At 39.7% G+C, this 12,702-nt stretch carries 12 protein-coding genes; 3 read left to right on the top strand and 9 right to left on the bottom strand.

Translation table 11 applies throughout. The features are described 5' to 3' along the window. Positions 1-255: 255 nt before the first annotated feature. On the bottom strand, positions 256-531 hold the full coding sequence (locus V5M37_RS16240; protein WP_423802635.1) for a Sir2 family NAD-dependent protein deacetylase: 276 nt from the start codon (positions 529-531) through the stop codon (positions 256-258). A 218-nt stretch (positions 532-749) separates the two neighbouring features. Here V5M37_RS16240 and V5M37_RS16245 point away from each other — a divergent pair, with 218 nt between their 5' ends. Further along, the gene (locus tag V5M37_RS16245; RefSeq protein ID WP_423798216.1) at positions 750-3,128 is read left to right on the top strand and encodes an immune inhibitor A domain-containing protein; all 2,379 of its coding nucleotides are present in this window, start codon (positions 750-752) and stop codon (positions 3,126-3,128) included. 308 nt (positions 3,129-3,436) lie between these two features. Here the strand turns inward: V5M37_RS16245 and V5M37_RS16250 are convergent, their stop codons facing one another. The 5 genes from V5M37_RS16250 to V5M37_RS16270 all read right to left on the bottom strand — a co-directional run bounded on the left by V5M37_RS16250 (position 3,437) and on the right by V5M37_RS16270 (position 7,427). Beyond that, on the bottom strand, positions 3,437-4,180 hold the full coding sequence (locus tag V5M37_RS16250) for an SIR2 family NAD-dependent protein deacylase (protein WP_423798217.1): 744 nt from the start codon (positions 4,178-4,180) through the stop codon (positions 3,437-3,439). 31 nt (positions 4,181-4,211) lie between these two features. Next, positions 4,212-5,006: a hypothetical protein gene (locus V5M37_RS16255; RefSeq protein WP_423798218.1), complete on the bottom strand. Its 795-nt coding sequence runs from the start codon at positions 5,004-5,006 to the stop codon at positions 4,212-4,214. A 72-nt stretch (positions 5,007-5,078) separates the two neighbouring features. Further along, the gene (locus V5M37_RS16260) at positions 5,079-6,038 is read right to left on the bottom strand and encodes a winged helix-turn-helix domain-containing protein (protein WP_423798219.1); all 960 of its coding nucleotides are present in this window, start codon (positions 6,036-6,038) and stop codon (positions 5,079-5,081) included. Between the two features lie 12 nt (positions 6,039-6,050). Next, positions 6,051-6,368 (bottom strand): Ada metal-binding domain-containing protein, encoded by a 318-nt coding sequence (locus V5M37_RS16265; protein ID WP_423798220.1) that lies wholly within the window; start codon positions 6,366-6,368, stop codon positions 6,051-6,053. Positions 6,369-6,659: 291 nt separating this feature from the next. Beyond that, positions 6,660-7,427, bottom strand: coding sequence for an SDR family oxidoreductase (locus tag V5M37_RS16270; RefSeq protein ID WP_423798221.1), 768 nt, complete (start codon positions 7,425-7,427; stop codon positions 6,660-6,662). Positions 7,428-8,084: 657 nt separating this feature from the next. On the opposite strand from V5M37_RS16270, the gene V5M37_RS16275 reads away from it, so the two are divergent. Further along, on the top strand, positions 8,085-8,957 hold the full coding sequence (locus V5M37_RS16275; RefSeq protein ID WP_423798222.1) for a LysM peptidoglycan-binding domain-containing protein: 873 nt from the start codon (positions 8,085-8,087) through the stop codon (positions 8,955-8,957). A gap of 450 nt (positions 8,958-9,407) precedes the next feature. On the opposite strand, the gene V5M37_RS16280 is transcribed toward V5M37_RS16275, so the two are convergent. Continuing rightward, the gene (locus V5M37_RS16280; RefSeq protein ID WP_423798223.1) at positions 9,408-10,169 is read right to left on the bottom strand and encodes an MBL fold metallo-hydrolase; all 762 of its coding nucleotides are present in this window, start codon (positions 10,167-10,169) and stop codon (positions 9,408-9,410) included. A 131-nt stretch (positions 10,170-10,300) separates the two neighbouring features. Here V5M37_RS16280 and V5M37_RS16285 point away from each other — a divergent pair, with 131 nt between their 5' ends. Beyond that, positions 10,301-10,711 (top strand): Lrp/AsnC family transcriptional regulator, encoded by a 411-nt coding sequence (locus V5M37_RS16285; RefSeq protein ID WP_423798224.1) that lies wholly within the window; start codon positions 10,301-10,303, stop codon positions 10,709-10,711. A 251-nt stretch (positions 10,712-10,962) separates the two neighbouring features. Here the strand turns inward: V5M37_RS16285 and V5M37_RS16290 are convergent, their stop codons facing one another. Then, on the bottom strand, positions 10,963-11,103 hold the full coding sequence (locus V5M37_RS16290; RefSeq protein ID WP_423798225.1) for a hypothetical protein: 141 nt from the start codon (positions 11,101-11,103) through the stop codon (positions 10,963-10,965). 66 nt (positions 11,104-11,169) lie between these two features. Then, positions 11,170-12,576, bottom strand: a complete 1,407-nt coding sequence (locus tag V5M37_RS16295; protein WP_423798226.1) for an alpha/beta hydrolase domain-containing protein — start codon at positions 12,574-12,576, stop codon at positions 11,170-11,172. Between the last annotated feature and the right edge of the window lie 126 nt (positions 12,577-12,702).

Below are 12,702 nucleotides of genomic sequence, written 5' to 3' on the forward strand. Positions count from 1 at the left end.
ACTCCCAAGGGTATAAAAGTTCTAATATTTCTGAAAACAAAATTTAAAAAAACTACTCCAAACAAAGAATGGAAGTAGTCAAATAGATACATGTATATTCATATTAGTATAGTAATACATGTGATGTCGGCAAAGAAAACGAGTGAAATGGCTTTCCGTGACTCTTTGTTGCGCTTCCTTATTTATACAATTGCATTACTAGTATAACATGGTTAATAGGAAAAAGTTACTATACTCAGAAAATTATTTTTCTTTTTATTCTATGATTTCGTTTACTTTTGCAAGTACATTTCCTGCCTTATCCTGAATAACGAGACTAAAGTCTTGATTCTTTCCGTTCGTTTCGGTGTTAATATAGACCGTTTTGCCTGCTGTCATTTGCGGCAGTTGGCTGGCAGGGTAGACCTCCAGGCTTGTTCCGATCACTATCACAAGATCTGACTTATGAATATGCGAGAGTGATGCGCTCCAGCTCTCCTCCGGCAGCATTTCACCAAAAAGGACAACATTTGGCCGGAGCTTGCCAGCGATTTGACTGCATCTCTCTTACATAACAGTGTTACTTCTTACCTAAGATTTCCTTTTCTTCCATTGCTTCAATAACTTAATCAAGTGTTTTTTTGAAACCCTTCTTAATAAATGCTTCTAAATGTCGGAAGTTGCCGAACAATAAAGGTTGTCTTATTTCAATTTTCGAAATATTATTATTTTTGTAAGCGCTTAATTGTAAATAAAAAAGGGGGATTAACTTGAAGAAACTATTAAAAACGGGGCTATCCACTGCCGTAATGGCAGGCACACTTTTTGCCGGCTTTCCAGGCAACTATGCTAGTCCAGTAAGCGGGGAATTATTACATAAGAGTCCTGCTGCTCTCTCTCATTCTTACGGTTCCATTGACTTATCCGTTATGAATGAGGACAAATTACTAGAATCACTCATTAACCGCGGACTTATCAGCAAAGATGCAACCGCAGCTGAAAAGCAAGAAGCCTTGCATAACTATTTAGTCCAAAAGGGGAAGGAAGATAAGGCAAAAGATCCTGATCCAATAGCTGCCAAAGTAAAAGCGGGCGATGCAAAAAAACATAACGCTTTTAAAGAGTTTAACAACGGAATGATGAATGGAAATGGCAACAAATACGGTCTAAATGTAAAGGAAGGGAAATCTCCAGGGGTACAGAAAAAAGGGAAACTATTAACACTGTTGGTAGAGTTCTCCGACCTAAAACACAACCAAATTCAACCAAATGAAACGGATAACTATTATTCTGACTATACAAAGGAACACTTTGAAAAAATGATTTTTGGAAATAAAGGAGAATATAAAGGACCAAAAGGTGAAGACCAAATTTCCCAGAAACAATTCTATGAAGAGCAATCTGGCGGAACTTATACCATTGAGGGTAATGCCTATGGATGGTTAGAAGTTCCTGGTACCTTTGCATTTTATGGAAAAGACGGAAAATCAGGCCATGACAATGTTGCACCAGGTGGTTCAAAACAATTAGTAAAAGATACTTTAAATGCTGCTAGAGCAGCTGGGATTCCTCTTCAAGATTATGATTTGGAGGATCCGCATGATCTAGACGGTGATGGGAACTTTTGGGAGCCTGATGGTTTAGTAGACCACCTTCAAATCATCCATTCCGGTATGGGTCAGGAAGCTGGTGGAGGCGCCCAAAAAGATGATTCTATTTGGTCACACCGTTCCGCTGTATTCTATGATCCAGATGGACTTGGTCAAGGATTGCCAGGATTCTATGATTATACAATGATGCCAGAAGATGGAGCTACCGGAGTATTTGCTCATGAATATGGACATGACTTAGGTCTTCCTGATGAGTATGACACTCAGTATACTGGAGCTGGTGAAGCAATTGGTTATTGGTCCATTATGGCAAGCGGTTCTTGGGCTGGAGCGATCCCTGGTGCAGAGCCTACTGGATTCTCTCCATTTGCCAAACAATATTTCCAAGCAACACTTGGCGGTAAATGGACTGCCCCAACTGCAATTCATTTTGAAGATTTGAATTCAAAAGGAACACAGTTCTTGCTTGATCAAGCGAATTCACCACTTGGTAAAAATAACCAGGCAATCCGTGTGAATTTACCACAGAAGAAAAAATTCTTGTTGGCTCCTAAAACTGGGAATTTCTCTTTCTGGGGAGGCAATGGGGATGAAATTGATAATAGCATGGTAACGACCGTTGATTTAACTGGAAAGACTTCTGCTGCGCTTGACTTCGACGCCTGGTACCAAATTGAAGATGAGTGGGATTATGGTTTTGTCCAAGTATCTGAAGACAATGGCGCTACATGGAAGTCTCTCGCCAACGCAAATACAACCTCTCGTGTTGTAGGTGGGGTTTATCCTACGATCCCGGGAAACCTTCCAGGGTTCACAGGAAGTTCCAACGGCTGGACAAAACAAAACTTTGACTTATCCGCATATGCAGGTAAGAAAATTCAATTAAAATTCCGTTATATTACTGACTGGGGATATAGTGAAACTGGGTTCTTCGTGGACAACGTAAAAGTTACTGCAGATGGTGCTACTGTACTTGATGAAGGCGGAGAAGGCTCAGCATCCACATTTACACATAACGGCTTCAACAAATTCGATGGTAATGTATACGCCAATCATTATTACTTACTTGAATGGCGTAACCATCAAGGTGTTGACCAAGGTCTAGCCCATATTAAACGTGGTAAATCCTTGATGAGTTATGATGCTGGTTTAGTAGTTTGGTATGTTGATGACAGCTTCACTGACAACTTTACAGGTCCTGTAGGTGGTCATCCTGGGGATGGATTCTTAGGTGTAGTTGATGCTCATTTAGGAAAAAGCATTAAATTAACCACTGGTGCGGAAGCAGTTACTCGTTTCCATATTGCGGATGCTGCGTTCGGATTAAATCCTACATCGGGATTAGATATTTCATATCCAGCCTATAACATCATTTTCCCAAGTCAACCTGCTGTATCTCTATTTGACGATAGCAAATCATACTTGAATACGTTTATGCCTGATGCAGGCCGAAATGTCCCTAATTATGGTTTAAAAGTACGTGTTAATGGCAATTCAAAAGACAATTCTGTAGGGTCTATTTTAATCTCTAAAAACTAGAGATAGATCCCCCTTCTCATTTTTGAACTGCCCGCTGTCCAGTAGACAGTGGAAATAAAAAAATGGTCTAAGCGGCCTTAGCCCTAAATTCCATAGGATAAGGCCGTTTAGTCTTTTTTATATCAGGGATATCCGATTCTATTTCCTCCTCATAATATGAAACACACAGTTTCTTCAAAGTATTTTACTATTTGTTCTAAGGTTTCGCGGCTATGTCCCTTTCAAACATGTCCTCAAAGGTTGTAAACGCTTCGCATTTCCCGCGGTAGTAGTTTTTGTACACCTTTACTTTTACCAACCGAAAATTATTATTCTATTTTTTCTATGAGTTCATTGACTTTTCCAAGTAGATTTCCGGCCTTATCTTGAATGACGAGACTAAAGTCTTGATTCTTTCCGTTCATTTCCATGTTAATATAAACGGTTTTTCCTTCGGTCATTTGCGGCAGTTGGCTGGCAGGGTATACTTCTAGGCTTGTTCCGATCACAATCACAAGATCTGACTGATGAATATGGTAGAGTGAAGCGCTCCAGCTTTCCTCCGGCAGCATTTCACCAAAAAGGACAACATTTGGCCGGAGCTTGCCACCGCATTGACTGCACCCCTCTTTGTTCAGGAATTGCTCCTTGCTTACGATCCTAGAACAGTCCGCACAGCGGAACTTGTTGATGGAGCCGTGAAGTTCGTATACATGCTGGCTGCCGGCAGCGCTGTGAAAGCCGTCGACGTTCTGTGTACAAATGGCTTGTAAAAGACCTTGCTGCTCCCATTCCGCTAATATATGATGCCCTCTATGCGGCAGGCAACTTTCAAGCAGATTGATTCTCATACTGTAAAATTCATGAAATAAATCATAATGGTTGTCGAGCGCCTCGGTGGTGGCAACCGTTCTGGGATCTATATTGTTCCACCAGCCATCCTTCGAGCGAAAGTCCGGGATGTTGGATTCTGTGGACATCCCTGCGCCCGTAAGGATTGTTGTGTGTTTAGACTTCTGAAGCCAATCTGCTAACGTTACTATTTGTTCGGAATAATCTTGAGTACTTTTCATGATTCTCTCCATCCTTTCAATCCAAATTTGTTCAGATCATGCTGAACTGCTTTTCGGCTTGTTCTTTCATCCAATCTATTAATACGTCTACATTTTCTTCCTTTAGTAGTTTGCCGGCTGTTTCTTTCATCTCTTTGCTGCTTTTAAAAGAGGATTTTTTGATTTCCCGAATCTCGGCAGCATATTTTTGTAGCACCTCGGCCATTTGCACCGTGTCCTGATAAATCAAACTCATGTCCCAGCGCCCTGTTTCCACAGCCCTAATACAGGAACCTGATCCGTTGTAGAAATGGACTTCCCATGTATAATGGAGATTCAGTCCTTTTAAATATTTCTCCTGGATTACTTTAAACCATGCTCCCTGATAGGCACCTGAAAGCTGGACGTTTGGCTGGTAACGGTGATGGCCGCTGCAGCCTGCAAGAGCCGTAATCCCTGCTAGATTCAGTGATTTGACAAACATGGCCATGTTCGCATCGAGGTCCAAAGCATTTACTTTGATGCCAAATCGCCGTTGGGCAAAGGCTCTCCATTTGAAATGATAGCCTTCCATATGGACTGGAAATTCCCTGCCTGGTACGTTGATGATCTTCTTCATCGCCGCAATCGGAAACCGGCTCACTAATACCTGGAATTGGTTTCCTTGCCAAAACGTCGGTATTCCTAGGTCATTTAGCAATCTTTTTGTTTTCACAATATCTGCGTTGGTGTTTTCCTTTGCCAGAATGATGAAATCGTCTTTCGTTTCAACAAACAACCCTCTCATTGTTAATGCCTCTGCCATTCGTTCTGTCGCCGTCATCATTTCTAATTTTAATAGGTTCATGCTTATCATCCTCCCTTATCTTTTGCACCTTAAATATACAAAAATCCGGTTACGATGGTCGTAACCGGATTTTTATCCCTTGCGGAGGACTTTTGCCGGGATATCGGCATTCCAGACATATTCGCCGTTCCGGGTTGTTATTAATACACTCTGTCTAATATCATTCCTGCCCATTGCCTGCGCTAATTTTCCTCGAATGCCCGCAATGTACCGTTTGACAACGGCTGGATTTAACACTTGATCATTCCATACCGCCTTTTCAATTCTGTTTTTATCGCAATAGATTCCTTTGTTGTCGATTAAATAGCCGAGCAGTTCTGCCTGTTTCGGCTCCAGCCGTACGGTATCGCTGCTCCCATAAACAAGTTTTTCAGAGTCTGCCAGATTGAGAACCACGTATTTTCCGTTCATGGCATCTTCGAGGATTTGGTCCATATCATGATGGGTGATTCTCTTGCGTTTTTCGTCATTTCCCTTTAAAAGGATGGGCTCCATTTGTCTCTTTTTCATCTTATCCCTATATAGTTCGATGAACCAAAGTTGTTCTTTTTTCACATCTAAGGTAGATGCTTCCCTAATCAGGTCCTCACCTTTTCGCGGGTATCCGATTCTTATATAGGCTAGAGCCAGGTTACATAATAGTTTGATTCGTCTACTGCCGTCTATTCCCTTTTCCAACGCTTCTTTGCCATAAAATAAGACCGCTTCCCACTTTCGATCCTCTTCAGCCAAGATAAAGGATAAATGGTAAAAGGCATCGGGTTTATCGGGGCTATATGTGGTTGCCCTTCGTAATATCTCGTAGGCCCTCCGATAGTTGCCCCTGCGCATTTTTTCATCGCGCCCCAATTGAAGGTAAAGATTGGCGAGCATAATCGAATACCTCGGTTCTTTTCTATCGAGTTCCTGAAATCGTGTGTATAACCTAATTCCTTCCTCCAGCCATACATTCCTTCCGTCACCTTCGTCCAGGCCTTCCCTGTCCAGCCAATTATCCTCGAAATCTAACAATTCCTCCATTTTTGAATGCATGGGAAAATCTCCTTATCGATTAGGATTCTGAAGCTTTTGTCTTTCTTTCCATGCCGTATATTTTTCTCGAAGGCATGATGCACATGACCTGAATCCTGCTGCAATCGCGGTCTCCTCGTCCGCAAAAAAAACGCGATTCTGCACATAGCCCCCTTTGGCAATCGCCCGTAATGCGGCCGGACAATCCATACGTCCGTAGACTTTTGTTTTCTTGTGGCCACCGTATGTACCTGGAATTTTACTCTGATAAGGTTTCTTATCCGGACCTAGAAGTGTATATGTTTTGTCTTGCTGGTCGTTTTTTTGGGTTTCCTCTTTGTGATCAGGCATTTGCTATCCTACCTCTCATTTTAACTACCATTCTAGTCTTAAATTAAATATAATCTATGTCAGTTGGACTAGTTAACATAATATTATTATGATTTATTTAGTGTTGTGTATTTTTAATAACTTATGATACTTTCCCTAAGATTCGCAGTACTTTACCATTTTACATGGCCCATCTTATTAGATTATACATTTTTTTCCTTAACTTAGGCTAAATTAAAAAATAGGTCTACCAAAAATGGTAAACCCTTTAGCCGTTTTATAAAGCACTTTTTAATAGATGAAAATCAAAAATTATTTAAAGATATCCCGTTTACTAATCATAGATTTGGCAAATCGCCACATTACCTTTGGTTTGGTCAGCCATTGGATTTTTGCATCATTGGCTTGATTTTCTAGCACTTTCGCGGTAAGGAATTTCGTTACTGGTTCGACCTTATCGCCCAAGATGTTGAAGATTTTCCGGTTGTGTTCATCAAGCGATTTTCGTAGAAAATCTGTAGTGACCATTCCAGGACTTAACGTACCTACTTTTATATTAGTCTGCTTTGCCTCAATCGCCAAAGAGCGGGTAAAATAGCTGACGGCACTTTTGGATGTCCCATATAACGTCATCTTTTCGCGCATCATTCCGTTGCTGCCAAAGCCCTCCATGTTAAAAATTTGGCCGGAACCTTGTTTTAGCATATGATTAAAGGCAACATGGCAGCCATTCATAACACCTTTAAGATTCGTGCAAATCACTTTATCGAACTCTTCTTCGGCCATTTCCCAAAAAAACTTTCTCTCCTGGTCAATTCCTGCATTATTAATCCAAATATCAATGGTACCAAAATGTTTCTCGGCATAATTCCACAATTGTTCCAATTCGTCCCGGTTATCGGTACTTGCCGCAAATCCTTCAACATTCTCAGAATTCATTTCTCTTAGGTTTTGCAATGCTTTATCGACACTTTCCTGGGATTGTCCGTTTATCGTTACCTTGCATCCCGCCAGTAAAAATTCCCTGGCCAGTCCATAACCAATTCCTCTTGTACTACCTGTGATGACAACATGCTTCATGTTCTCGCCAACTCCATTTCCATGAAAAAATCGATTATCTTCATTATAAGTTTTTTTTCTAAGGAAATATGCTGGCGGAAGTGAAAATTATTTAAATTTTGCGAAACTTACTCCCAGTCATTTATTACCTTTCTATGCGCTCCGAGACTTGATAATATTTGCAGTTCGGGCTCATATAACCTTTCTATGCGCCCCAACTCTTGTTTAAATCTGCGATTCGGGCTCATATAACCTTTCTATACGCCCCATTGATTGATTAAATCTGTGGTCCAGGCTCATATAACCTTTCTATGCGCCCCAACGCTTGTTTAAATCTGCGGTTCGGGCTCATATAACCTTTCTATGCGCCCCAACGCTTGTTTAAATCTGCGGTTCGGGCTCATATAGCCTTTCTATGCGCCTCAATGATTGATTAAATCTGCGGTTTGGGCTCATATAACCTTTCTATGCGCCCCAACGCTTGTTTAATCTGCAGTTAGGGCTCATATAACCTTTCTATGTGCCTCAATGATTGATTAAATCTGCGGTTCGGGCTCATATAACCTATAGATCAGAATGATATCATGTACCCATTTTTTATTTTTCGATAATAATTGGGCTTATTTATCAGAATCAAAATGGTTTTTTCCTCGTCAAAATAAATGAGGTGAAAATAAAATGAAAAAATTCAAACGGTTCCTGCAGGCTGTCCTTTGTACATTGTTGATCGGGTCGGTATTTTATTTCGGTCAGGAGAACACATTCGCTAAGGACAATTATATTGTTATAAAGAAAGGAGACACATTATATAGCATTTCGAAAAAATACCATATTTCCGTTGATGATTTAAAGGAATACAACCAACTGACCAGCAACAAGATTATTGCCGGCCAAAAGTTATTGATTCCAGATTTTGAACAAACCAAACCATTATATGTTGTCATCGCTGGATCATTTAGCAAGAAAACGAACGCAGATAAACGAGTTGCTTTTTTGAAAAAGAAAGGAATTGACGCGATCGTCGTTAAAAAAGTCATTAATGGTAAAAACCTCTATCGAGTTCAAGCTGGTGTATTTTCCAAGAAATCCAATGCGGAGAAAATGATGAAAAAGGTAAAGGCTATCGGGATTAAAGATGCTTTTCTTTTATCTGAGAAGCCACTTCATATAAACGGAATCACACTAGGAACTTCTTACAATCAGCTCCTTAAAAAATTCGGTCAGCCAACCAAAACAGAGGATGATAAGAATACAAGGTCGCTTTATTATCAAAACGAAGGTGCCGGGGTCCGTATAAGCTTTAATGCAGCCAATGATTCCATTGAACAGCTGCAAGTATACCCAGAATTTCTAACAACCACTTCCATCCCCACTGACAAAAACAAAATCCTCGATATTTATGGAAACCCAAATGAAATAAAGACCGATACCTGCTATGAGAGTGCTAGTTGTGAACAAATGATTTATACACTTAATAAAAGCCAATTGATTGTTCAGATTGATCGTGATGGTAAGACCGTTCAATATTTGGATTTACGAAAAACCAAATAATAAAAGCCAATCGAACGGCAGCCCTCACTCTCCACTTAGGATCTGGTTGGAAAATTAAAGAAAACCTATTATAAAAAGGACTGTACTTGGCCGAACTATTAAGCACACTTAATAAACCGAAACAGCAGCATCCCATTAGGGTGCTGCTGTTTCGGTTTATTCTGAGAAAAACCATAAGGCCTACTCTAATCCTTTTAACAACAATTCTTTTATTTTCTTTTCAACATCAGTTATTCCTTTGTTGCTTCTTAGCATATTGAATTAAAGGTTTTAAATGATTTTGTCACCTTTCACGGATAACAAGAATAGGTGCCAGGCGTCTTCCAATTTGCTTTTCCCAACCTCATTTCAGGAATCCGTGATTTTAATCTTTCCTAAGAATGATCTGTTTTCATTCTTCTAATAAGTAAGAATCCGTAGATACCTTAGGCATTCTTTGGTTTTCTAATCTTAAAGTGAGTAGGATTCGCCGTCATCTGGGACTAAGATATTAGAGGAGATTCCTTTTTCATTAGCAAAGTTTTTTAATTCTTCTCTGGACAATGCCCAATGGTTTACAGCTTCCATGTGGACAGCAATAATTTTTGCGTTAGGCGCAGCCTTATACACTTCATAGACATCATCTTTCCCCATAACTAAAGAACCGCCCTCAAAGAATTGGTTGTCTCCAGCATTGACTACAATGATTTCTGGCTTATGTGTTTGGATTACTTCTTGAACGGCATCATACCAAACTGTATCTCCGGCAACATATAATGTTTTCTCCGATGAGTGTTTGAAAACAACACCACATACCAGACCAGCAATTTTTAAGATTTCACCTCTCCCATGTTCGCCTTTTGTTTTAATTAATTGGATACCTTTGAAGACTGTATCCTCTTGTAAAACATCGACATTTTGGAAACCAGCGTTTCGAAATTCTTTTGCATCTTCTTCATTTTGGGCAAATATTTTGATCTCTTTTGGCAATGCTTCTTTAGCTACCTCATCCCAATGATCATAGTGCAGATGAGTTACGATGACTGCATCAATATTATTAATAATATTGTCAATCGATGTTGGTAAACTTACCAAAGGATTTTTTTGGTCTTGTCTTGGTGAATTTGGGAATGGTGGGTAACTCCCTTTTTCCGCTAACATTGGATCGATTAGAAACTTTTTCCCTGCATATTCAACAACTACTGTTGCATTTCGAATTTGTTGTATATTCATAGTTAAATAACCCCTTTATCATTGAATTTTCCTTTGAACAAGGTATAGTCTATACTAAGACCGATGACGGATACATAGATTAAATAAAGTCTTTTGGCGGTTTGACTTTATTTATGAAAGGAGTTAAATAAATGTTAGATACCACAGATATGTCTATATTGAAGGAACTAACTATGAACAGTCGGATTACAATGAAAGAATTGGGCGAGAAAGTGCATTTGACTGGACCGGCTACCTCAGCTAGAGTGCAGAAATTAGAAGATAGTGGAGTTATTGAGGGTTATACCATAAAAGTTAACCAAATCAAATTGGGGTTTTATATACATGCCTTTATTACGATCATCACTCAAAACACTAATCATCAGCCATATTTGTCGTTCATAAAAACACAAGAAAAATACATAATAAATAACTATAAAATCAGTGGAGATGGTTGTTATCTCCTCGAATGTAAATTTACATCCAATGAACTAATGAATCAATTTTTGGAAGAATTAAATGAGCATGCAAACTATAAATTATCGATTGTTATTAGTAAATAGCCATCAGTAAGTACGAGATACTTGCGAATAAATATACTACTTGGTACTAGTACACGAAAAGAAATAAAATTAAACAGCCAAAAAAGTGCAAGTTTTTATTCATTGCTTGCATATTTTTGGCTGTTTTACATTAAAAAGGGTAATGTTCTATTTTTGCTAGTGTTTCTAAAAATTCAAGGAAGTAACTCCAGAAGAGGAAATTGCCATGGCAATGCATTGCTCCATTGCTGTTTGCCTAACGTTCGTCTTCCCTAAATAGTATTAGATACTGATAGGGAGGATAGATAAGATGTTCCAAGCCTTCCTTTAGCCAGTCTTTTATGAATCGATTTTCCATCGACATACACATAGTCCAGCATCCGTTCTAAATAAGTTCCATTAAGGTAATTCATCTGTTCCCATTTGTTTACTGTTTTAACTTTTCTAACCTAGTTAGTATCTGTATATTATCTTACATTCTATTTACCAATTAAACTCTTAGCAGCTGCCACTCTTATTAATTCTGCATCATCCTTCAGAATAAAACCTTGCTTAAGAATAGTATTAGTCGCTTGGTTCATTTTAGAAACATAGTTGCCATGGCTTGGGTAAAGCTGACATAGAGTAGCCGAATCAAATGGTTCTGATGAGCCGTATAACCGCTCAAATCCTGGTCCTGAGTTATCACCTGTATTAACCCCAGTTGGAACTTCATGTTCAGGCAATCTAATTCCGCCTAAGGCGTTACCGTAAGTATCCCTTGCTTTCGTTACACCATCTGCCATCCACGAAAAACGAGGAGCAGTTGGTGGAATCGCCTGTCCGTCAATCCACTTTACCATGTAGTCATAGGCAGCATCTTGTACATAAGTAAATGGTATTCTACTAAATGGAGGACGTGTACTTTGAATAGGTGTGATTCCTCCTAAATCCCTAATTAAGACGGGTTCATATCCCGTTCTTTGGATCCAATCCACATGGGAGGTTCCTGCAACCTCCCACCTACGGAAGTTATCTGTATCTCGCTCATCGCTGGCCGCAACAGTTGGCGTGCTTGTTGCTTGTCTTACGTCCGTTTCCGCCATCATACGGAAGATTTTAGTGTCTAGGTCTTTTCTTAAAGGCACAGATGTTCCACGGATGACGAAACCGTCTATCACATGATGAATCGGGTGAACGGAGTTATAGTAACGTGCAAGATAACTAGCAGACTGGGAATGACCTGTTGCAATGATTTTGTTTACCTTCAGCCCTTCCAGTGGATTTGTTCCTTTTGGATTCCGAAGTGCTTGGGCAACTTGAGAATAAATATCATATGACAGAGCATCATTGGTTATTTTCCCTTGATCAGTAACATCTAACGTTTGATAACGATCACTCCATCCCTTTAATCGATCAACACCAACACGCTGCGCTGAGACTCCTACCCAGGCATACCCTGCCCGAGTTATGTAGTCACGAGAGAGCATCCAGTCAAACTCAATATCTAAGCCTGCTGTAACGTTGTACCATTCTAGTAGAACCGTACCATTAAAATTCTTTTGATTTGCTGGGCGACGGACCACGATTCTAGTTTTATATGCTGTATCACCATCTTGAATGGACGTTCCAGTTTGTTGGGAAGGAGTTGTATACTGGCGAGCAGTCCCTTCTAAGAAGAACTCTTCCTCCACATATCCTCTCTTCGCTAAATCCATATTTGTTGCGCCAAACGGATAGTCATGAGATGGGTCACCTGGAGTTACCGATGGGATGGGTCCTGTAATGGTTGGATTGGGAACTGCTGAATTACTAGAAGAAGTATCGGCTGAAGCTGAAGCTGCAAACAATGAAGTAGAAAGTGCTATGATGGAAAGTAAAGATAATCCTTTAGAGAGCTTTTTCAATAGTGTTCACTCCTTTTCATTCCAATTACTGTTCTGTTCATTCTTCTCTTTGTTTTCTCCTTTCATATAAATTTGGAAAGCTAAACGATTTGAATAGCTAAATAAATAATAGCATGCTAGATATTT

The sequence above is a fragment of the Neobacillus sp. SAB-20_R2A genome (assembly GCF_049568635.1).
GTDB classification, from domain to species: domain Bacteria; phylum Bacillota; class Bacilli; order Bacillales; family Cytobacillaceae; genus Neobacillus; species Neobacillus citreus.

Excerpts from the sequence above, each read along its gene's own strand:
- V5M37_RS16250 (WP_423798217.1), bottom strand. The coding sequence starts at position 4,180 with ATGAAAAGTACTCAAGATTATTCCGAACAAATAGTAACGTTAGCAGAT.
- V5M37_RS16280 (WP_423798223.1), bottom strand. The coding sequence starts at position 10,169 with ATGAATATACAACAAATTCGAAATGCAACAGTAGTTGTTGAATATGCA.
- V5M37_RS16255 (WP_423798218.1), bottom strand. The coding sequence starts at position 5,006 with ATGAACCTATTAAAATTAGAAATGATGACGGCGACAGAACGAATGGCA.
- V5M37_RS16275 (WP_423798222.1), top strand. The coding sequence starts at position 8,085 with ATGAAAAAATTCAAACGGTTCCTGCAGGCTGTCCTTTGTACATTGTTG.
- V5M37_RS16265 (WP_423798220.1), bottom strand. The coding sequence starts at position 6,368 with ATGCCTGATCACAAAGAGGAAACCCAAAAAAACGACCAGCAAGACAAA.
- V5M37_RS16260 (WP_423798219.1), bottom strand. The coding sequence starts at position 6,038 with ATGCATTCAAAAATGGAGGAATTGTTAGATTTCGAGGATAATTGGCTG.
- V5M37_RS16290 (WP_423798225.1), bottom strand. The coding sequence starts at position 11,103 with ATGAATTACCTTAATGGAACTTATTTAGAACGGATGCTGGACTATGTG.
- V5M37_RS16285 (WP_423798224.1), top strand. The coding sequence starts at position 10,301 with ATGTTAGATACCACAGATATGTCTATATTGAAGGAACTAACTATGAAC.
- V5M37_RS16270 (WP_423798221.1), bottom strand. The coding sequence starts at position 7,427 with ATGAAGCATGTTGTCATCACAGGTAGTACAAGAGGAATTGGTTATGGA.